The sequence below is a fragment of the Allobosea sp. 2KB_26 genome, assembly GCF_052115715.1.
GTDB lineage: Bacteria > Pseudomonadota > Alphaproteobacteria > Rhizobiales > Beijerinckiaceae > Allobosea.
In genome coordinates this window covers 11,793-32,354 of the sequence record NZ_JBFRHE010000032.1, presented here as the reverse complement: position 1 = coordinate 32,354, position 20,562 = coordinate 11,793, and the positions used below count along the sequence as shown (strand labels likewise).

General features: G+C 64.3%; 13 protein-coding genes and 4 pseudogenes. 11 read left to right on the top strand and 6 right to left on the bottom strand.

Annotation, left to right across the window (positions count from 1 at the left end; genetic code table 11):
• Together AB4099_RS33965 and AB4099_RS33960 are read left to right on the top strand one after the other, a co-directional pair.
• Positions 1-254 (top strand): annotated as a pseudogene (locus AB4099_RS33965) (hypothetical protein); the annotation flags it as partial.
• Positions 251-1,936: a GMC family oxidoreductase gene (locus AB4099_RS33960; RefSeq protein WP_441481331.1), complete on the top strand. Its 1,686-nt coding sequence runs from the start codon at positions 251-253 to the stop codon at positions 1,934-1,936. The pseudogene AB4099_RS33965 and the gene AB4099_RS33960, both read left to right, overlap by 4 nt.
• 462 nt (positions 1,937-2,398) lie before the next feature.
• On the opposite strand, the gene AB4099_RS33955 is transcribed toward AB4099_RS33960, so the two are convergent.
• The 3 genes from AB4099_RS33955 to AB4099_RS33945 form a co-directional block, all read right to left on the bottom strand.
• Positions 2,399-2,800 carry a RidA family protein gene (locus tag AB4099_RS33955; RefSeq protein WP_441481330.1) on the bottom strand — a complete coding sequence of 134 codons (402 nt, stop codon included), beginning with the start codon at positions 2,798-2,800 and terminating at the stop codon, positions 2,399-2,401.
• A 91-nt stretch (positions 2,801-2,891) separates the two neighbouring features.
• Entirely contained in the window at positions 2,892-3,860 is a 969-nt protein-coding gene (locus AB4099_RS33950) for a quinone oxidoreductase family protein (RefSeq protein WP_441481329.1), read from the bottom strand.
• 52 nt (positions 3,861-3,912) lie between these two features.
• Positions 3,913-4,749: an alpha/beta fold hydrolase gene (locus tag AB4099_RS33945; protein WP_441481334.1), complete on the bottom strand. Its 837-nt coding sequence runs from the start codon at positions 4,747-4,749 to the stop codon at positions 3,913-3,915.
• Between the two features lie 317 nt (positions 4,750-5,066).
• Here AB4099_RS33945 and AB4099_RS33940 point away from each other — a divergent pair, with 317 nt between their 5' ends.
• The 3 genes from AB4099_RS33940 (at position 5,067) to AB4099_RS33930 (ending at position 7,219) form a co-directional block, all read left to right on the top strand.
• Positions 5,067-5,960, top strand: a complete 894-nt coding sequence (locus tag AB4099_RS33940; RefSeq protein ID WP_441481328.1) for a LysR family transcriptional regulator — start codon at positions 5,067-5,069, stop codon at positions 5,958-5,960.
• A gap of 505 nt (positions 5,961-6,465) precedes the next feature.
• Positions 6,466-6,816: an ethanolamine utilization protein gene (locus tag AB4099_RS33935; RefSeq protein ID WP_441481327.1), complete on the top strand. Its 351-nt coding sequence runs from the start codon at positions 6,466-6,468 to the stop codon at positions 6,814-6,816.
• A 112-nt stretch (positions 6,817-6,928) separates the two neighbouring features.
• Complete coding sequence (locus tag AB4099_RS33930; protein ID WP_441481326.1) at positions 6,929-7,219, top strand: hypothetical protein; 291 nt, start codon at positions 6,929-6,931, stop codon at positions 7,217-7,219.
• 65 nt (positions 7,220-7,284) lie between these two features.
• Here the strand turns inward: AB4099_RS33930 and AB4099_RS33925 are convergent, their stop codons facing one another.
• Complete coding sequence (locus AB4099_RS33925) at positions 7,285-8,220, bottom strand: AraC family transcriptional regulator (RefSeq protein ID WP_441481325.1); 936 nt, start codon at positions 8,218-8,220, stop codon at positions 7,285-7,287.
• Between the two features lie 98 nt (positions 8,221-8,318).
• On the opposite strand from AB4099_RS33925, the gene AB4099_RS33920 reads away from it, so the two are divergent.
• Positions 8,319-9,077 (top strand): SDR family oxidoreductase, encoded by a 759-nt coding sequence (locus tag AB4099_RS33920; RefSeq protein WP_441481324.1) that lies wholly within the window; start codon positions 8,319-8,321, stop codon positions 9,075-9,077.
• Positions 9,078-9,166: 89 nt separating this feature from the next.
• Positions 9,167-9,942: pseudogene (locus AB4099_RS33915) on the top strand (IS5 family transposase).
• A 25-nt stretch (positions 9,943-9,967) separates the two neighbouring features.
• Here AB4099_RS33915 and AB4099_RS33910 read toward each other — a convergent pair.
• Positions 9,968-10,239: pseudogene (locus tag AB4099_RS33910) on the bottom strand (helix-turn-helix domain-containing protein); the annotation flags it as partial.
• A 116-nt stretch (positions 10,240-10,355) separates the two neighbouring features.
• Here AB4099_RS33910 and AB4099_RS33905 point away from each other — a divergent pair.
• The 4 genes and pseudogenes from AB4099_RS33905 (at position 10,356) to AB4099_RS33890 (ending at position 15,454) form a co-directional block, all read left to right on the top strand.
• On the top strand, positions 10,356-11,009 hold the full coding sequence (locus tag AB4099_RS33905) for a hydrolase (protein WP_441481323.1): 654 nt from the start codon (positions 10,356-10,358) through the stop codon (positions 11,007-11,009).
• A 149-nt stretch (positions 11,010-11,158) separates the two neighbouring features.
• On the top strand, positions 11,159-12,562 hold the full coding sequence (locus AB4099_RS33900; protein ID WP_441481322.1) for an alginate export family protein: 1,404 nt from the start codon (positions 11,159-11,161) through the stop codon (positions 12,560-12,562).
• A gap of 63 nt (positions 12,563-12,625) precedes the next feature.
• Positions 12,626-13,679, top strand: a pseudogene (locus AB4099_RS33895) (Atu2307/SP_0267 family LLM class monooxygenase).
• Positions 13,679-15,454 (top strand): monovalent cation:proton antiporter-2 (CPA2) family protein, encoded by a 1,776-nt coding sequence (locus AB4099_RS33890; RefSeq protein ID WP_441481321.1) that lies wholly within the window; start codon positions 13,679-13,681, stop codon positions 15,452-15,454. The pseudogene AB4099_RS33895 and the gene AB4099_RS33890 overlap by 1 nt, the downstream one beginning before the upstream one ends.
• 310 nt (positions 15,455-15,764) lie before the next feature.
• Here AB4099_RS33890 and AB4099_RS33885 read toward each other — a convergent pair whose 3' ends face one another.
• Positions 15,765-20,519 (bottom strand): autotransporter outer membrane beta-barrel domain-containing protein, encoded by a 4,755-nt coding sequence (locus AB4099_RS33885; RefSeq protein WP_441481320.1) that lies wholly within the window; start codon positions 20,517-20,519, stop codon positions 15,765-15,767.
• Positions 20,520-20,562: the final 43 nt, after the last annotated feature.

The following is a 20,562-nucleotide window of genomic DNA, read 5'->3' as shown; positions in this document are numbered from 1 at the left end:
GGCACTGCATGGCAGCGATGCGCAACTCCAGCTGGTACGAATTGTCTCTCGTCGCCCCCGGCGTCGCCAACCCTGTGCCTCCGGTCTTCGGCTCCGGCTACAGCGACGCGCTGGAGGACATCGGCGAAGACGGCTGCGTGCCGGTTCCAGAGGGCCCCGGCCTCGGCGTCGCGTATAACTGGGACTACATCCTCGCCAATCGCACCGCCTATCAGGAATTCACCCTGAAAAAGCACGGCGGGGTCGCGAAATGACGGCCACATACGACGATATCATCGTGGGCGGGGGGCCGGCGGGCTGCGTCCTGGCCAACCGCCTGTCGGCCTCGGGGACGAACCGCGTCCTGCTGATCGAGGCCGGGCCAGACTTCAAGCCGGGCCAGGAACCGGAGGAAATCCGCGACGTCTATCCCTACCGCGCGGCCTTCAACCCCGACTATCAGTGGCGCGACATGCGCGCCCGGCTGATGCCGGTCTCGCACAATGATCCGGAGCGTTCGCCGGTGAAACCCTATATCCAGCCCCGCGTGATCGGCGGTGGATCGAGCATGAATGGCGAGATCGGCAACCGTGGACTACCGGCGGATTACGATGAATGGGCCGCGCTTGGCGCCGAGGGCTGGGATTGGGACGGCGTGCTGCCCTATTTCCGCAAGCTGGAGACGGACATGGACTATGACGGTCCGCTGCACGGCTCATCCGGCCCGATCGCGATCAGCCGGGTTATGCCGGAGGAGTGGCCCGGCTTCACCCGCGCGACGATGCAGGCCCTGACGGCCGCAGGCTATCGCAACATCGGCGACCAGAATGCCATTTTCGAGGATGGCTGGTTCCCGATGTCGCTGACGACCAATCGCCGTTCGCGCCGCTCGGCGGCGATGGGCTATCTCGACACCGCGACCCGGCGGCGGCCGAACCTCACTATCCGCTCCGGCGTCAAGGTCGATCGCCTGCTGATGGAGGGCCGGCGCGCCATCGGCGTCGCGGTTGGCGCGGAGCGCCTCACCGCGCGCCGGATCATCGTGTCGGCCGGGGCGCTTGAAAGTCCCGCCCTGCTCTTGCGGGCGGGACTCGGCGAGGCCACTCGCCTGAAAGAGGCGGGCGTTGCGGTCGTCCACCACCTGCCCGGGGTCGGCGAGAACCTGAACGAACATCCCTCCATGGCAATGTCGTCATGGATCCGGCGCGGACACCGGCTTGGCAGGACCCCGCGGCGCCATGTACAAGCGGCCTGGCGCTACTCCTCCGGGCTCGAGGGCTGCGGGCATGGCGACATGTTCATGGTCGTCGTCTCCAAATCCGCATGGCATCCGATCGGGAAGCGCATCGGCTCGCTCTTCAGCTGGATCAACAAGCCCTATTCGACCGGCTGGGTACGGCTGAACCCAGGGAATCCGGACGGCCGGCCCGAGATCGCCTTTCAGATGCTGTCCGACCTGCGCGACATGGCGCGCATGAAGCTGGCGGCACGCCGGATGTGGTCGCTTTATGCTTCGGACGAATTGCGCCAGGCCTGCAGCGATCCCTTCGCCGCCACCCATGGCGCGATGGCGAAGCTGGTCGGAGGAGTCAGCCTGCGCAACTGGTTGGTCACCCTCGGACCCGCCCTACTGACCGAAGGGCCGGGACCATTGCGCAAGCTGCTCGTCGACCGCCTCTTCGCCAGCGGCGACGATATCCCGACCGCGCTGGAGGACGACGATGCGATGGAGGAAATGATCCGCAAGCATATCATCGGCGGCTATCATCCCTCCGGCACCTGCCGGATGGGGCGGGCCGACGACGAGGCGGCAGTCGTCTCGCCACGCGATGGCGCCGTCCACGGGGTCGGCGGGCTGCATGTAATCGATGCTTCGGTGATGCCTTGCGTGCCGAGAGCCAATACCAACCTGCCCACCACGATGCTGGCGGAAAAACTGGCGGATGGTCTGGTCTGAAGCCGCGTCATGCAGCAACGGCAATAAGCGAAGCTGTCCTCGCTCCGGGGACGGACGACGCGGAAGCGCAAGCGTGGCGAGACCAGCAGACTTATCGCCGCCTGTTGCGCGGTTTTTCGTTCCACAGCGGAGCGTCTCAAAATCGGCAGGGAGCGCGCTCGCCTTTGCCCGGAATCGCCTGCTCGACTGCCCGAAACGGGACCTTGCCAGAGTCGCAAGGCAATGGTCGAGGATTGCAAGCACCGACCCCGATTCAGCCCCTCACGCCAAAGCCCTACTTTCGCACGACCCGCCGCTATCGTCGCCGAGCGTTCTAATAGCCACCTGATGGGGCCACCAACGTATTCACCTCTTCACGGGAAGAGTACGGTTGTCTGCATGCGACTCAACTGAGCAAGACGCTACTCGCTAGCAGGCCAGCGAAGGCGCCGTTTCGCCAGACGGGACAATAGCGGAAGCCGCTCAATCGATGATGGCGGTGACGCGGATCTCGAAGCGCATCTGCGGCAGGCCCAAGGCCTCGACCCCGACCTGTGTCCAGACCGGCGCGTGGTTTGGCATATACTGGCGGTACAGTTTCACGATCGTTTCGTTCACGACCGGCGGAAAGCCGCCGACATGATAGGTGTTGACGTGGATCACATGCGTCCACGTCGCGCCGGCCGCCGCCAGAACGCGCTCGATATTGCCAAAGGCAGCGGCGATCTCATCCTCGATCGCCTCCGGAATTTGCAGATCATCATTCCAACCACCCTGGCCGGACGTCTCCACCCGGCTCCCGATCTTGACGGCTGTCGAGAAATGCAAGGCTTGGCGGAAGCGTTCGCCAAAGCCCGGTGTGACGATGAATTCGGGCTTGCTCATCTTTTCTTTCTCCTGGCCGGATCCTGGCCGATTTCCTTGTTTGTCTGGTTCGCTGTTTCGGCCGGCATGGTGATCATCTGACCGACGATGCTCATTGCCTGGTTGGGACGAGGACGACGCGCCCGAGGATGGAATTGCTTTGGGCATAAGCGTGAGCCTCAGCAGCGGCCGTGAGCGGAAACGTCTTGTCTACGATCACCTTGAGATGCCCAGTCGCCGCCTGCTGCAGCATGTCGGAAACAGTGCTGTAGACTTCCGGCTTTCCGAATTGCGTTCCCATGAATACGCCGAAAAGCGACCGGTTCGCCTGCAGCGCGGGCCAAAGATCAATGGTGAGCTGGGAACCGCCGGCGTTGCCAACGAAGACCAAACGTCCCTCGGGGCGGAGCGCCGCTAGGGAAGTTTGCAAGGTGGTTCCTACCGGGTCCACCACAAGATCCGCGCCACGACCGTCCGTCAGACGCATAACCGTATCGACGACGTCGACAGAACGATGATCGATGGCGTGATCGAGGCCTAGCCCGGCAAGGCGTTCGGCCCGTGGGCCCCCGGAGACAGTTGCCAGCACAGTCGCGCCTGCCTGATGCGCAAGCTGGATGGCGGCGAGCCCAACGCCTCCGGCGCCTGCCTGGATGAGTAGAGTCTCGCCATGCTTCAAACCACCCCGTGCGAATAGGCAGTGATGAGCTGTCCCGAAGGCGATCGGCAGCGCAGCGGCGGCGGCCATGTCGAGTCCCTCCGGCATAGGCCAAGTCCGGCTGGCGGCGACGGCGCGCAGTTCCGCGTGCGACCCGGCGAGATCGAAGCTCGTCACCTTCTGGCCCACATGGCGATCCGCTACGTTCTCTCCGACCGCGACGATTGTTCCAGCGGCCGCATAGCCGACGACGAAGGCTGGATGGGGTGGCGACGTAGACGCGCGATTGATCAGGTCGCCGCCCTCGATCGCGGCAGCCTCGACGCGGATCAGGACCCCGTCGCTTGGGCAAACTGGATCGGGGACATCCGCGTAGCGAAGGACATCCGGCGGGCCCGGGTGATCGTAGATGGCTGCTTTCATGGTTCCCTCACGGCGCAGTCACTCACTTGGGAGGACTGCGCCCGCAGCTACGTCAGTTCGTGACGAACTTCAGAAGGTCGGCGTTCAGCACATCAGCATTCACCGTCAGCATCCCGTGCGAGAAACCGGGATAGGTCTTCAACGAGCCGTTCGGCAGCAGCTTGACCGCCTTCAAAGCCGATGCGGCGATCGGAACGACTTGATCGTCTTCGCCGTGCATCACCAGCGTCGGCACAGTGATCGCCTTGAGGTCCTCGGTCTGGTCGGTCTCCGAGAAGGCCTTGATCCCGTCGTAGTGCGCCTTGGCGCTGCCCATCATGCCCTGCCGCCACCAATTCTGGATCACACCTTCATGGACCGTCGCGCCCACGCGGTTGAAGCCGTAGAACGGGCCTGACGGAACGTCGCGGAAGAATTGCGCGCGGTTGCTGGCCAGTGCCGTCCGAAAGCCATCGAAAACCGCCATCGGCGTGCCTTGGGGGTTGTCGCCGGTTTTCAGCATGAGCGGTGGAATGGCGGCGACGAGAACGGCCTTGGCCACCCGACCTGCAGGTCCACCATGTCGCGCCACGTACCGCGCTACTTCGCCACCACCGGTGGAATGGCCAATGTGAATCGCGTTCTTCAAGTCCAGCGCCTTGGCGACCGCAAACGCGTCGGCCGCGTAGCGATCGATGTCGTGACCATCGGGGACCTGCTCCGAGCGTCCGTGGCCGCGCCTGTCATGCGCCACGACGCGATATCCCCTCGACAGGAAGAACAGCATCTGCGCGTCCCAGTCATCGGAGCTGAGCGGCCAGCCATGATGGAAAACGATCGGCTGGGAGTCCTTGGAGCCCCAGTCCTTGTAGAAAATCTGAACGTCGTCGTCGGTCGTGATAAAGCCCATGGCATCTTTCCCTTCTTGAAAATTGTGGGTGGTGGGCCCCGCCGCGCATGTGGGGCTCCTCAGAAAGGTGAAGCTCACGGTGAGCGCCGAGGCCAGGACCAGGGCATCGCGGCGACTGAGCGGCATCGAGGAGTCTCCGCGAGTTATTCAAAAGGCGGCGCGTGGGATCTTACGTCGCCGATGAATGGTCTGTAGATCGAGCCGCGCCGAGGTATGCGCCAGGGGGGTGACGCTGTCCGAGGCAACTTGCCGTTCCTTTCGATGATGAGGTAGTGCCATACTCAGGCACACTGTGTCGCGAAACCAGGAACGCCGAATTGGACATCGAAGATTTACAGACATTCGTCGCAGTGGCCGATGCCGGGGGCGTATCGGCGGCCGCGCGACGGCTCGGCATCGCAAAATCGATCGTCAGTCGTCGGCTCCTCCGCATCGAGGCAGAAATCGGCGTTCAGCTTCTTGCGCGCACGACGCGGGGCGCCGCTCTTACGGAAGCGGGAGCGACCTTCAGGGATCATGCGGCCCGAGCCAGCGCCGAGATCGATACGGCAAGGGAAGCGATCCTCCCCACCGGCGAGTTGCGCGGTCGCCTGCGGGTCGCCATGCCGCTGACTTTCGGCCCGACCCACTTCGCTCCCGTGCTCGCGAAAATGGCGCGCCAGCATCCGCAGCTCAATGTCCATACTTCCTACAGCGATCGCTTCGTCGATCTGATCGCCGAAGGTTTCGATTGCGCGATCCGGGGCGCCTACCTTCCTGACTCCAATCTGATCGCGAAGCGCGTCGGGCCGATCCGAGGGAAGCTTGTCGCGAGCCCCGATTATATCAAAGCATACGGGGCGCCTGAGTCTCTGGACGAACTCGTTACCCATCAGGCCCTTATGCAGGGAACGGAAACCTGGCAGTTTCTGGACGGCGACAAGATCATCTCGGTTCAGCCGCAGGGCAGGTTCAAGGCCGACAGTGCCACAGCGCTCGCCGCGGCGGCGGCGGCGGGTCTCGGCATCGCCTGGCTCCCAGATTGCATCACATATGAACATGTGGCCTCCGGCGCGCTGGTGCCGATCATGACACGCTATCCGGTACCTCCGGGGGCCGCCTATGTGGTCCGCCCGCCGGGTCAGCACCCCACGCGAAAAGTGCGGGTGCTCACCGAAATGCTGATTGAGTACTTTGCACGAAATCCGGAAGTTTGGGGGCTCGACCGCTAGAGTACGCGCGGACGGATGCCTTATCGAAAAACTTGGACGGGCGATCTGCTGCGAACCGCCGAGCTCGGCGACACTGCCGGCACGTTCCACTTACTGCGACACAGCTCAACGTTTACGGGGCTATTTCGGTGGCCGGTCGCGCGCCACTCTCAACATTCCGGAAGACGGGGACCGGAAACCGAGAAGAGGATGGCGCGCGTGAGTTGGAACCCGACAATCGAACTTGGCTGTCCCGATGACGTTGGCCTCGACGCGATTGATACCCTCATCGTCCCGCGAACGCGTGACCTCAGGGCGCAGAACTGGGGTAAAGGCGCTTCGATCTCCTGGTCGATGATCGGGATGAGCACTCCTCTTCCGGACTGACCGGCGCCCATGACGCAAGCGCCGGACAAGGCTCGGGCGGTCAAGGACGACATGAACAAGACCGTGCTGAAGACTTCGCGTAGGCACACAGGAGTTCAGGCCAGCCACTCGACCACATCGGCTAGAAGGAGCTGATCCCATGAAGGTTCGTAAGTTCACCATCACCGACGCAGTGCTGGAGCGCTCCCCGGGACAGGACGGGGACGTGTTTGTGGGCAATCTGGTCGACCAGCGGCATGGCTCCCCGATCACCATCGGCTATGGACGCTATGGGCCGAACCAGACACTCGACGAGACAATGGCCGTCGATGATGTGATGGTCGTCCTCGAGGGGCGGCTGTCGGTGTCGGGAAACTCAGGCAGCGTCACCGCAGGGCCGGGCGAGATCGTCCATATGCCGAAGGGCGAGAAGGTCACGATCCGCTCGCACGAGCAAGGGGCGCTCACCGCCTATGTCACTTATCCCCACTGGCAGGAGGCCCGGGAGTAAGTCCTCCAGGCAACGGCGGCTCGATATCCACGCGTTTCATGCATGACGCGCGATCCGGCCTGCTCCGGCGTCGGGCTCGCACGACTTTGCGCCTTGGTGCGCAGGGGTTTCCATGGCCCTTGTTGGCCAGCGCAATAGCGAGCTCGTCTTGATCGCCGCCTTGCCCACCGGCGTTATTGCAGCAGCCAAGAAGGCCGTGCCTCCGGCAGACCTTCGTGACGGGTACCGTCGCGAGCACGACGCATGGGCCGGCCTCTTTCAGCGTCCCGCGGCCGAAAAACTGATCCGTGGCGGGCTCGAGGCTGGGGCACAGACCAGGGATGGCGAGCGTAATCTGGAAGGCTTGCTGCGGGCGTTGGAGATCGAGGTCGTGAACCCTTTGATTAGGATTTTTCAAGATTGATGGTTAGCTTCCGCAAAAGAAGCTCGCCGAAGCGGTCGTTCGATCATTGCGTCACGCTGGACACTTTACACCAGAACTGAAGCTGTGCTTGCGGCGCTATCCGCGATGGCGCGCTCGTGCTGGCGAGCATAGGTCGTCGGGGAAGTACCCACTTGGCGCGCGAACGCGACGCTGAACGTGCTAGAAGAGCTGTAGCCGACTCGCCGCGCGACCTCACCCACGCTGACGCTGTCGCCGCGTAATAAGTCCTTGGCAATCGCCATGCGCCAGCCAAGTAGATACTCCATCGGAGCAACGCCGACTTCCCGACGAAACCGTTCGAAGAAGGTGGAACGTGACAGCGCAGCCTCCTTTGCCAGATCACCAATCGTCCAAGAGCGGGTCGGCTCGCCATGCATCCGGCGCAGCGCCGCCGCCAACCTCTCGTCCGCAAGCCCGCGCAGCAGCCCGGGCGCGGCAGTTGGACCCGTCGTTGCGCGAAACGCCTCGATCAGTAGCACCTCCAGGAGGCGCGCAAGCACTACATCGCGGCCAGGCCGGCCGGCGCGGGCTTCTTCGCTCAGCAGCTCGACCAGCGTCGTCAGCCGCCGCTCGCCGCGCACGACCACCAGTTTGGGCAACAGGGAAACCAGCAGCGCCGTGTCGTCCGACCTGAACGTGCAATGGCCAACCAGCAGCCGCGTGTCGGGTACGCCGGGGTCTCCAAGGTGGAAGACGCCCGGGCGGAGCTCAGCCGGTTCGGTCAAGCGTCCGCCCGGCGGCGGTGTCAGGCTGACCATCGTGAAATCATGCGCTGCGGGAATCAGGACGAAATCGCCCCCGCACAGCCTTACCGGCACACACCCGGTGATCGACACCTCACAGTCGCCGTCAAGCACGGCGGCATAAAAGGGCTGTGTACCGGGCGGGCGCACGGCCCAGCGGCCGGTTGCAGTGACCAGCTTGGAGAAGGACGCGCTGGGCTGGAGCAAGCCAATCATTTGGGCGAGCGGATCGTTCAAGGTCGGACTATCTCGAATGATATACGGATTCCTGAACGTAGCGCGTCCGGCGATGGCGATCTATGCCTCTGCCATCACCTCAAGGAGCTAATTCCCCCATGAATACCGTCCTCATCACTGGCTGCTCGACCGGCTTCGGCCGCGAGACCGCCGCCCATTTCCTCGCCCAAGGCTGGAGTGTCGTGGCGACGATGCGTGATCCCTCGGCAAGCACCTTGCCAGCGTCAGACCGTCTACGCGTGCTGGCGCTCGACGTGACCGCTACGGACAGCATTGCGGCCGCGATGGCCGAGGCTGGCGCGATCGACGTGCTAGTCAACAATGCCGGCATCGGTTGGCTCAACGCCGTGGAGGGCACCTCGATGGAGACGGTACGCCGGGTTTTTGAGACCAATACGTTTTCAACGGTGGCGATGATGCAGGCGGTGCTGCCCGGCATGCGCGAGCGGAAGGCTGGCGTGATCGTCAACGTCAGCTCCAGCACGACCATCAAGCCGCTGCCGCTTCTGTCGATCTACCGCGCCAGCAAGGCGGCAGTTAACGCGCTGACCGAGTGTGCGGCGCTGGAGCTCGCGGAGTTCGGCATCCGGGCGCGGGTGGTCGTGCCCGGCGCAGCGCCCGGGACCAGCTTCGGCAGCACCGCGCGGGCGCAGATCGCGGCGAGCGGCGGCTTCCCCGACGCCTATGCCGGCTTCGTTCAACAGACAATGGCTGGCATGCGACAGCATGCCGCGAGCGGTGAAGTGACGATGGCGCAGGACGTCGCCGAGGCGGTTTTCCGCGCGGCGACCGATCCCGACTGCCCGATGGTCCTGCCGGCCGGTGCCGACGCGATCGCCTGGTCGGAAGGCCGCTAGGGTTGCTTTTGGGCGCGGCACGCACGCGCCCAAACACCAACGACGGGCGATTTGCCGGCAGGCGACCTTTAGATCATTCCGAGGTCGACATGAGCAGATATGACATGACTGACTTCGAATGGCGTGTGATCGAACCGCTCTTGCCAACAAGCTGCGAGGTGTTCCTCGCGTCGATGACCGTCGCGTGTAGAACAGCATTTTCTGGGTACGCGATCCGGTGCGCCCTGGCGAGACCTGCCAGAGAGCTATGGCCCACGCACCATCTGCTACAATCGCTTCGTGCGATAGCGAAATGCGGGCGCTTGGGATCGACTGTTGAAAGCTATCAGTGCTGCGCACGACGGCACTATTCAGATGATCGACAGCACTTCCATCCGGGCGCACCAGCAGGCTACGACAGCAAAAAGAGGAGGCGCTGATCACTGTCTCGGCAGATCGCGTGGCGGGCTTACAACCAAAATCCACGTCGTTGTCGACACGCCAGGCCTTCCAATCAGGCTCGGTCTAACCGCCGGACAGATTCACGACGGCCAGATCGTCGATACCCTGCTCGACCACCTCCCACGGACAATCGTATTGGCGGATAAGGCCTACGATGCCGATCGCATCCGGGAGTTGATCCAGAATCAAGGTGGCCACGCCCAACATTCCGCCAAAGAAAAACCGCTGCTGGAAACCATCCTTCAGCAAGCGCCTCTACCGCGAGCGCAACTTGATCGAGCGCTTCTTCTCCAAGCTGAAGCATTTCCGCCGGGTCGCCACCCGTTACGACAAGCTCGTCGCTAACTTCCTCGCCATGGTCCAACTCGCTTCAATGCGGCTCTGGCTCCGTGTTTATGAGTCTACCGCCTCGCCTCCTCTCTGAGTGAAGAGGTCCCAGGAGTCTGCAAGGGCAGATCGGTTCTCTTGGTTCCCGCCACGTCGATCTCGCTGCAGGCTCTGGCTGCGTAGTCTCGAAACAAGACCCCGGCTTCGATGAGGGCGGCGCCGCAGCCGTTCGCGCGACAAGCTCAACGCCAAGTTCCACTTCAAGGCTGAGGAGCCGGCGAGTGACGATGGACTTGGAGTGGCCGAGCCGACGTTGCGGCAGGGATATATCGCCCGCATCTGCAACGTCCGCCAACGTCGTCAGAGCGTCGATATCCCACGCGGTGTTCCCCATTCTGCGACACAGTTATACGGATCACGCAGCTACCGTCACTTCTCCAAAAGCGGCAATACAAGACATCGTTTCCGAAGTTTAGATTGCCCGGAAATTGAAAAGAGAAGAGGATAGTCATGACATTTCGCAATGGCCTTAAGTCACTCCTTCGTCCTGAGGATTCGGTTCTTGTCCTGATCGACCACCAGCCCTACCAGCTGGCAAACCTAAACAGCCACGACCCTCATATGGTCGTCAACAATACGACGGCTCTTGCGAAGCTAGCAAAAGCCTTCAATGTTCCGACCATTCTCACCAGCGTGATCGCGGCGCGCGGTGGACTTCTCTTTAAGCAGATCACCGACGTATTTCCGGGCCAGGAAGTCATCGATCGCACCTGGGTGAACACCTGGCAGGACGAGAATGTGGTGAGCGTCGTCAAGGCGACTGGCCGCAAGCAACTGATCATCGCCGGCCTGTGGACCGAGGTCTGCGTCGCAATGCCTGTCATCCAGGCCGCCGGCGAAGGCTGGGACGTGACCGTGATTACCGACGCGTCAGGCGGCATTTCAAAGGAATCTCACGAAGTTGCCATCCAGCGAATGATCGCGGCCGGCGCGAACGTGATGACCGTGATGGCGCTCGCTGGCGAATGGCAACGCGATTGGGCGCGCACCGAGCATGTCGAGGAGCTGACCGAGATTCTCATCCAGCACTTCGGCGGCAGCGGCATCGCGTATCTTTGGGAGCAGCAGTTGCTCAACACGCCGGTGCCGAAAGCGGCCGGCTGATCGAAGCGGGATGACGAGAATCCTGCGCGATGCATTCCGCTGGAACTGAATGCTTGTCGGGATCCGTCATCCCATCTCAACGCTCAGCCGGAAGTGGGCACGCCCAGCATCAACTGCGTCGCTCCAGCGGGAGCGGCTGGCGACTGAGCGTGACGTCGATCCGGGGCTTCGTCGTCGCGATTATTGTCGGTGCTACACAGGTCGAGGCACAGGCACAGGTCGGGACCGATATCGGCCGCGCGCCGACCTTGACGATCGAGCGTTACCCCGAAAGCTGGTCTTATCTGGCAGACCCCGCCCGGCGGACAGGGCGGTGGACGGAGCCGTTCAAATACATCCCTTTGAGCACGGATGGATCGACCTATCTCACGACAGGCCTCGAAGTCCGATCGCGCTACGAAGGCTATGCCAATGTTCGCTGGGGTGAAGCGCCGGACGACGGCTATGTCTGGCATCGCTTCATGCCCTATGCCGATTTCCATGTGGGAAAGCTGCGCCTGTTCGCTCAGCCTATCGTCTCCGGGATCTCGGGTGTCCGCCGCGCGAAGCGGCCCGTCGATACGACCGGTGCGGATATGCTGCAGGCATTCGTCGAGGTGGAGACGGTTGTCGCGGAGGCGACCTCGCTGCGGACGTCGGCAGGTCGCAAGCTGATCTCGCTGGGCGCGGGACGCTTCGTCGACACGCGCTACGGTCCCAATATCCCTCAGGCCTTCGACGGCTTCGACATGTCTTTGACGGGCAAGGCCTGGCAGGTGACGGCGCTCTATTTCCGCCCGGTCGACAACAGGCTGGACGATTTCGACGATCGGACATCGACCCAGAAGACCCTCTGGGGCGCCTATGCGACGCGGTGGTTTGGAGATAGTCGGGCGAACGGCTTCGACGTCTATTATTTGGGGCTGCGTGACCGAAATGCGGTCTACGATCAGGGCACCGGTAGAGAGCTGGTCCATACAATTGGAACCCGCATATTCGGAGATACCGGCAGCACATACTGGAACCTCGAGGCCGCCGTTCAGAACGGAACGTTCGCGGGCCACCGGAGGGCGGCATGGGGAATCGGCGGCGAGATCGGCTATCGCTTTGCCCGGACTCCGCTGCAGCCAGACATCAGGCTCGCCGCTGATGTGATTTCGGGCGACGACGATCTGGACGATCCAAGACTGGGAACGCTCAATCCCCTCTTTCCAAGGGGCAAGTACTTTGTGTCCCAGTCACCGATCGGGCCGCGCAACCTGATGCAGCTTCGGCCTTCCCTTACGATCCATCCGCGCAAGGATGTCGAGCTGTCGCTGTCGGGTTCGGCCTATTGGCGACAGAGCACCGACGACGGCATCTACGCGATCTCGGGCGCCCTCGTGCGCAGCGGCAGGGACAGCGATGCGCTCTTCATCGGAACACAGGCCGAGATCGCCGTCGCCTGGCAGGCCTCGCCGGAGCTCAACCTGGCGGCCTCGGTAGGCGTCTTCGATCCGGGAACGTTCATTCGGGAGACCGGCCCGGCTCACGTCATCAAGCTAATCGGCGTCATGGCGAACTATCGGTTCTGACCATGCGCTGCTCTCGAACCCATATTCCCACGCCGCGCCGCTGAATGAGCTGAAGGATCACCTATGGAAATCGGAATCGACAGTTTTGCAGCGATCCTCCCCGATCCGGCGACGGGCAAGTCTCCCTCGCCGACCGATCGCATGGCCGATCTCCTCGATGAGATCGAGGTCGCCGACCGGGCCGGGCTCGATGTCTTCGGCATCGGCGAGCACCATCGCGCCGAATTCCTCGATTCTGCGCCGGCGATCATCTTGGCCGCGGCCGCGGCCCGCACCCGCAAGATCCGACTGACGAGCGCCGTTACGGTGCTGAGCGCCGCCGACCCGGTCCGGATCTTCCAGGAATTCGCGACGCTGGACCTGATCGCCAGGGGGCGGGCCGAGATGGTCGTCGGCCGCGGCTCGTTCGGCGAGGCTTATGCGCTGTTCGGCACGGACCCGCGGGATTATGACGAGCTCTTCGCGGAGAAGCTCGGCCTGCTCCTGCGGCTCAACGAGACGACCTATCCGATCTGGAAGGGTCGCTTCCGCGCGCCACTGGAGGGACAGGGCGTCTATCCGCGTCCCCACCAGCCGCGCCTGCCGCTCTGGATCGGCGTCGGGGGCACACCGCAATCCTTCGCTCGCGCCGGCACGCTCGGGCTGCCGCTGATGGTGGCGATCATCGGTGGCACCTTTGAGCGCTTCCGGCCGCTCGTCGATCTCTATCGCGAGGCCGGCACGAGTGCCGGGCATAGCCCTGACAAGCTCAAGGTGGGCGTCCATGCGATGGGCTTTGTTGGCGAGATCGACATGGCGGCCAGGGAGGCGTTCTTCCCCGGTTGGGCGCATCTGACGGAAAAGGTCGGCCGCGAGCGCGGCTGGCCGCCGCCGTCGCGCCAGCAGTTCGACGCCATGGCGGGTCCGGAAGGCGTGTTCCTGATCGGCGATCCGGCGACGGTCGCAGCCAAGATGCTTCAGGCGAGCGAGGAGCTGGGGGGGTGTCTCGCGCATCACCTTCCAGATGAGCACCGCCTCGCTCGAAACGGCGGCGATGAAGCGTTCGATCGAACTTCTGGGCACTGAAGTTGCGCCGATCGTCCGGGCGGCCGTGCACGAAACCGAGAAGGCGACCTGATGGCTGAAGCGAGCTTGGGGCAGACGATCGCTCCTGCGATTGTCCTGATGGGAGCGGCCGTGGTTGCCGTGCCGCTGTTCCGACGGCTCGGCCTCGGATCGGTCCTCGGTTACTTCGCCGCCGGCGTGCTGGTGGGCCCATCGGTGCTCCGCCTGTTCACCGATGCCCAGTCCATCCTGCATTTCTCGGAGCTCGGGGTGGTGATGTTCCTGTTTGTGATCGGACTGGAGCTGCGCCCGCCCAAGCTCTGGGCCATGCGTGGCCAGATCTTCGGGCTGGGGCTTGCCCAGGTCGCCGGGGCGATCGCGGTCCTCGCGCTGACGGGCGCGGTGGTGTTCGGGCTGTCCGGTCCTGTCGCCTTCATCGCCGGGGCGGGCTTCGTCCTGTCCTCGACCGCTGTCATCATGTCGGTGCTGCAGGACCGCGGCGAGATGTCGAGCGCGGAGGGCCAGAAATCGGTCGCGATCCTCCTGTTCGAGGATCTGATGATCGTGCCACTTCTGGCGGTGGTCGCCTTTCTGTCGCCCCTCTCAGACGGCCAAGCGGGATGGACCGGCATTCTGGTGGCATCGGCAGCATTGTCTGTGCTCCTGGCGGTGTCGCGCTGGGGTCTGAACCCGTTCTTCGCCCTGTTGGCGCGGGCGCGGACACGCGAGGTCTTGACGGCGGGCGCGCTGTTGGTGGTCCTCGGCGCGGCACTGCTCATGGAGGTCGCCGGGCTCTCCATGGCGATGGGCGCTTTCCTCGCCGGGGTGATGCTGTCGAGTTCGAGCTATCGGCACCAGATCGAAAGCGACATCGAGCCGTTCCGTGGCCTGCTCATGGGGCTGTTCTTCCTGGCCGTCGGCATGTCGCTCGACCTTTCCGTCGTCGCTGCCGAATGGCGGCTTCTGCTGTCCATGCTGGTCGCCTTCACGGTCGCGAAGGGGGCCGTCGTCTATGCGGTCGCGCGGCTGTTCGGCGGCTCCAGCCGCCAGGCATTGCACCGAACTTCGATGTTCCTGCAGGGCGGCGAGTTCGCCTTCGTGCTCTACGCCGCGGCAACGTCCGGCGGCGTGATCGATGCACGCGAGAACGCGCTGTTCTCCACGGTCGTGATCCTCTCCATGGCCCTGACCCCGCTGCTGATGATCGCGACTGACAAGCTGCTTCGTGCGCACGCATCGATGGACGGCGTCGACGTCGCCCGCGACCTGAAGGGGCGGGTCCTCCTCATCGGCTTCGGCCGCTTCGGCCAGATCGCATCGCAGGCTCTGCTGTCAAGGGGCGTCGACCTTGCCGTCATCGACAAGGACCCCGACCGGATCCGCGACGCGGGACGATACGGATTCAAGGTCTTTTTCGGGGACGGCGCCCGGCTCGACGTCCTGCGCCACTCCGGCGCGGGACAGGCCGATGCGATGATGATCTGCATCGATGACCCGAAAGCAGCGGTGCAGATCGTGGAACTGGCGCAGCACGAATTTCCTCAGGCCACGCTCCTGGTGCGCAGCTACGACCGTGGCCATGCCGTGGATCTGATCCGCGCCGGTGTCGACTATCAGATCCGCGAGACGGTTGAGTCCGCCTACCTGATGGGGGCGGAGGGCCTTCGGACGCTGGGCTTTGCCGAGGTCGACATCGAGGAAGCCGCCGAGGACATCCGCCGGCGCGATACGGAGAGGCTGGCCGAGCAGGTTCAGGGTAACGCCATGTCGGGCAGCGACAGGTTGCTCCTCCAGCCCGTCCCGGAACCGCTAAGTGGAACGTCGGGTCAAAGTGGCCCTCACCGCTGACGAACTCCACGACATGCCGGATCCGACGGGAGCGTGTCGGCTCGCCTCGGCGCTGACCGCGCTATCAACAAGAGCAAGGAGGTCGAAAACATCGGAGCTCGGACTGAGCCGGAGTCCGGCGCCGCTGCGCTTGCCGGAGACGGTCGCAGCGCTCGTCTGGCACGCCTCCTACGACCATGACCTGGCGCATATCTGGCTACGAGCGCCGCGAGCGTTCGGTCGTCGCCGAACCGACCAGGAGCGAATGTCCGACCTTTCAAGAAATGGCGCCAGAAGCCAAGCCGTCTCTCCAAGACAGGTTCCGAGCGCGTCAGAACCTCACGGCGAGATTGGCCTTGAAACTGTGATCCTGCGCGTCCGCGGCAAGCTGGCCGGTATAGGAGGCGCCGATGTGGATGGCGTCGCTCAGGGCGAGATCGATTCCGGCCTCCACGAGAGCGCTGTTTGCGGCGATCGGCGCACCGGTGACGCTGAAGACATTCGAGCCGGTGAAGGCGAGGCTCGCCAGGGGGGCGGTGTCCCCGAAGGCATGACGCCAGCCGATCATGCCCTTGGCGCTGGCTTGCATGCCGCCGATGGTGAAGTCCATCTGGGCCCGCAGGCCGAGCGTCGAGAATGTCACCGCCGTGACCTTGCCCAATCCGGTGAGCGCAGCTTCGCCGCCGAGCTCGCGGAAACTGTCATTGCGCAGGCTGACGAAGGCCAGGTTCGCGAAGGGCTCGAGCGCGACCTGTCCGGCCCGCAGGCCATAGCCCAGCTCGCCGAAGACCTGTGCCGTGCCGGCGCGGTAGCCGCTGGTCAAGCGATCGGAGAAGCCGGGGAAGGTGACCGAGCGCGCGGTGTCGATATCATGCCAGCTATAGGCTGCGCCGGTCCTGAAGCTGAGGCTGCCCCATTGCCGGCCGGCATAGAGGCCGAGATGATAATTGTCGGTCTCGCCCGAAGACAGCCGTCCTTTCGCATCGAAACGCGCCCGGCTGTAGCCGCCGAGGAGGCCGAGGCGCCAGTCGCCGAACCGCGTATCGCCGCCGATGAGCAGTCCCCCGGTGGAGCTGCCGATTCCCGCGGTATTGGTGGTGCCGTCGATGCGGCCCCAGCTGCCGAAGCCGTTCCCCCAGAAGACCGGTACGTCGGCGGAGGCGGAGACGAGCCTGGACAGGCCGTCCGGCGTATAGGCCATCACCGGCAGGCGGGAGGCGCCGGCGGTCTCGAAGGCGGCGCGCATCCGCTCATTGGCGGCGTCGCGCAGGATGCGGCTCTCCTCGACCAGCACGGTTTTCGCCGAGGCATGGATTTCGCCGGAGAGAAGGTCATAGCCGCGACGCGTCTGGTCGGGATCGGTGGACAGGGCGATGGCCTTCCAGAGCGCGCCCATATTCGGCAGGCTGTCGACCGCCCGGCTCGTCGCGGTCTGGTTGCGCGTCATGGCGACCTGGGCGAAGGCGACGTCGTTGCGGGCGAGCAGGAGCGTGACCTCATTGCCGTCGCCGCCGGCATAGTCGAGGGTCGGATCGAGGAAGAGGAGCGGATTGGTGATCGAGACGAAACGTCCGGTTACCGCCCCGGCGCTTTGCTTGTCGATGATGGTGAGGGGACCGTTGCGCGGGTTCCAGCCATCGATGACCGGCGGGGATAATTGCAGGTCGAGCGTCGCGCCAGTGATGTCGACGGCGCCGGCCACCACGAGCTTGTCGGCCGTCGCTGGCGTCGCCTCGATCCGCAGCGTGCCGTGGTTGGCGTAGTTGCCGGCGATCACCTGCGTGCCGATCGAGTTGCCGGGCGCATGGACGGCGCCGGCTGCAATGGTGACGGTCGCGCCCGGGCTGCTGATCGTCCCGGTTCCACCGAGCAGGCCGCCGGCCGCAATGGTGAGAGCGCCGCCGAGCTTGCCGGATCCGCCCTTGCCGACGATCAGGTTGCCGCCCGTCACGGTGGTCGCGCCGGCAAAGCCGGAGCTGTCACCGGTCAGCGTCACTGTCCCCGTTCCCGTCTTGGCGAAAACGCCAGCGCCCGCGAATGTCCCGGCAAAGACCCCGTCGGTTGCCTGCGCGAACTCGAAACCAGCCCCGGCCGTGATCGTCACATTGCCGGCGAAGCGACTGGAAGCCGAAATCAGGCGGCCCGCCGCGACCGTCCAGTCGAGCGAGGAGGAGCCGGTCAGCGTCAGCGCGCCGGTGCCGCGCTTGACCATCACGCCGCTGGTTCCGGCAAGCCCGCCAACGATGCCGGCGAAGCCGGCATCGCTCACCTGATCGAACACGACCGTGCCGGCATTGCCGATGGCACCGCGGATCGTTGCCGTCGTGCCCACGAGCGTTCCCGCCTGCACCAAGGTGTTGCCATAGCTATTGGCGCCGGTGAGCGTCAGCGTGCCCGCGCCTTGCTTGAGCAGGTCGCCGGCCCCGGTGATCGCGCCGTGCAGGCCGAGCGTCGTGCCGCTCGCGACATCGATGCGACCGGTCGAGGTCAAGGCGAGGGCGCGCGTGGTGTCGAAGCTCGCCGTCGTGGCGAGCGTGCCGCCCGCGAAGGTCAACTCGCCCGATGCCGCGCCGAGATTGGCATCGGCGGAAACCGAGAGCGTGCCGCCGCCCAGCATCGTCCCGCCGGAATAGGTGTTCAGCCCGGTCAAGGTCAGCACGCCGCCGCCGACGATGTTGAGCCGTGTTCCGGCTCCGTCCTGGATCACCGAGTCGATCGTCGCGCTGACGCCGTTCACATTGATGATCGAGCCGGTCAGCGCGGCATTGCCCGCATTCGCGCCGGCGACACCGATCGAGAGCTCGCCCCCGGTGAGCAGATAGCCGGTCGTGTTGAACTGGATGGTGTCGAAGCTTGGCGCCTGGGCCGCGCTGCCGACGAACACGGTTCCGGCCGCCCCCTGGAAGACCGCGACCGAGCCGCGCCACTGGTCGTTGACGACGCCGGCGGCCGGATCGCCGGTCCAGCCTGTGGTTGCGTTGTTCCAGCTGCCACTGCCACCGCCGGCGCCTGCAGTGGCGCCGGTCGTGTCGCCTCCGTCCCAGAACTGCATCTGCTGCCCGGCATTGCGCAGCGCCAGGTTCACCTGTCCGGGGACATTGGTCAGCACATCGGAGGTCGTGAAGCCCGTCGCATTCACCGTTCCAAACGAGCCTGCGACCGCGCCGCCGTAATCGAACAGGCGATAATAGCCGGCCGACGGCGCGCCCTGGATGTTGAGCGTGCCACCGAGCGTCAGGTTGCCGGTGACGATGACGCGGTCATTGGTCGTGCCGCCGGCCACGTTCGGCATGTTCAGTTCGAAGTTCGAGATCGCGCCGGAGTTCAACGTCAGCGCACCGACTCTTAGCGTTCCCGGGCTCTGGCCGGCGGCGAGTGTGCCGCCGGCGTTCACTGTCACCGCGCCGGCGATCGTTCCGGTGCCCGACAATGTGCCGCCGTTATTGACCGCGACGCCGCCCAGGCTGCTGTCGATCGAGCCGGTCACCCGCAGCTCACCGCCATTGATCGTCGTGGCGCCGGTATAGGTGTTGGCGCCGGTCAGATCGAGCCGTCCGGTTCCGGTCTTGGCCAGGCCGCCGGCCCCTGACATCAGGCCGGAATAGGTGGTGGTCGTGTTGGCCCCGCCAATGGTCAAGGTGACCACCCCGGAATTGAGCACGACCTTGCCGGCGCCGGACAGCGAGCCGATCGTCTCCGAACCGCTGACCTGAAACGTGCTCGGCGCGTTGACGACGACCGCGCCGCTATCGGCGATGGCCTGGCCACCCAGGACGTGAAGGATGCCGTTATTGACGGTGGTCGCGCCGGTATAGGTGTTCGCGCCCGATAGCGAGGTTTCACCAGCACCATCCTTGGTCACGCTGCCTGTCCCGGTTGCAATCGCACCAGTGACATTGACGATGCCGGCTCCGCCGAAGATGAGATTCTGGTTTGTCCCTGCGATGCCGCCGGAAATCTGGAATTGGTCCGCATCGGCATTGATACGCGAAGCCGAAGTCAGCGTGATCGCGCCACTGTATCTATTCAAGCCGGAAACGCTTCGCACTGCCCCAGTGCCGGAGACACCCGTCCCGGCAAGTGACAGCGCATTGCCTACGACGATTGTGCCCTGAAGCTCCAGCGCCGCGCCGCTCGTGACGAATGCCCCGCCTGCGGTCGCTCCGAGGGCCAAGTCATTCTGGATCCTGAGGACGCCGTCGCCGATCGAAGTCCCGCCGCTGTAAGTGTTGACGCCGGACAGCGTCCAGGTTCCAAAACCCAATTTGACCAGCGCAGTCGTGGCAATGGCATTGGTGGAGATGCCGTCGCCGTCGCCACCCAACATCAGCGCATATCCGCCGCCGATCGTATTCGACAAAGTAAGCAAACCCGAGCGTGAGATGATGCTCGCGACGCTCGTCAGCGTGATCGGGCCGCCGTAGCTATTGTTGCCAAAACTGACAAGCGCACCAGCGCTGGCGCCGGCAAGGCTCAACGCCTCGGAACCGATACTGAGATTGCCGGAAAGCTGAAGCGTTGCGCCGTTTGCCACGGTGGTTCCAGCCGCAGTCGTTCCGAGCGCGCTGCTATTGGCGATGACAAGTGTGCCGTTACTTACGACGATGGATCCAGTGAGCGTATTTGCGCCCCTCAGTGTCAACGAACCAGTGCCAGCCTTGGTCAGTGCGCCGGAGCCGGTGATCTGACCGTCAATGGCGATCGTGGCCCCGTTGCTGTCGATCACTCCGCCGCTCGCGTTGACGGACACGTTGCGTGTCGGTGGCGAGAAGAATGTGCCGCCCGCGTTGACGCGCAATGTGCCCCCGTCGAAGATCAGGGTGTTCGTGGCCAAGCCGTTACCCAACGCTGCCGATGAGGCAGCTTCGAGAACGCCGCCACTGATCGTCGTCGTGCCGCTGTACGTGCTCGTGCCTGTGAGTGACAGCGTGCCGCTTCCGACCTTGGTGATGCCGAGCAGGCCGCCAGCGCCGCCGGAAGAAATATCGCCCGAGAAGGTCGTGGATTCGTTCAAACCGCCGATGATCAACGTGGCGGCACCCGGGGCGAAGTTGCGGATAAGTCCCGAGCCGCTGAGTGATCCCAAGGCTACGGCATTTGCCGTGTCGAATATCGCGACCTGGGAGCCG

Bases quoted from the DNA above. Each gene is read 5' to 3' on its own strand.
- AB4099_RS33920 (WP_441481324.1), top strand. From the start codon at position 8,319: ATGAATACCGTCCTCATCACTGGCTGCTCGACCGGCTTCGGCCGCGAG.
- AB4099_RS33905 (WP_441481323.1), top strand. From the start codon at position 10,356: ATGACATTTCGCAATGGCCTTAAGTCACTCCTTCGTCCTGAGGATTCG.
- AB4099_RS33890 (WP_441481321.1), top strand. From the start codon at position 13,679: ATGGCTGAAGCGAGCTTGGGGCAGACGATCGCTCCTGCGATTGTCCTG.
- AB4099_RS33945 (WP_441481334.1), bottom strand. From the start codon at position 4,749: ATGGGCTTTATCACGACCGACGACGACGTTCAGATTTTCTACAAGGAC.
- AB4099_RS33955 (WP_441481330.1), bottom strand. From the start codon at position 2,800: ATGAGCAAGCCCGAATTCATCGTCACACCGGGCTTTGGCGAACGCTTC.
- AB4099_RS33935 (WP_441481327.1), top strand. From the start codon at position 6,466: ATGAAGGTTCGTAAGTTCACCATCACCGACGCAGTGCTGGAGCGCTCC.
- AB4099_RS33960 (WP_441481331.1), top strand. From the start codon at position 251: ATGACGGCCACATACGACGATATCATCGTGGGCGGGGGGCCGGCGGGC.
- AB4099_RS33930 (WP_441481326.1), top strand. From the start codon at position 6,929: ATGGCCCTTGTTGGCCAGCGCAATAGCGAGCTCGTCTTGATCGCCGCC.
- AB4099_RS33950 (WP_441481329.1), bottom strand. From the start codon at position 3,860: ATGAAAGCAGCCATCTACGATCACCCGGGCCCGCCGGATGTCCTTCGC.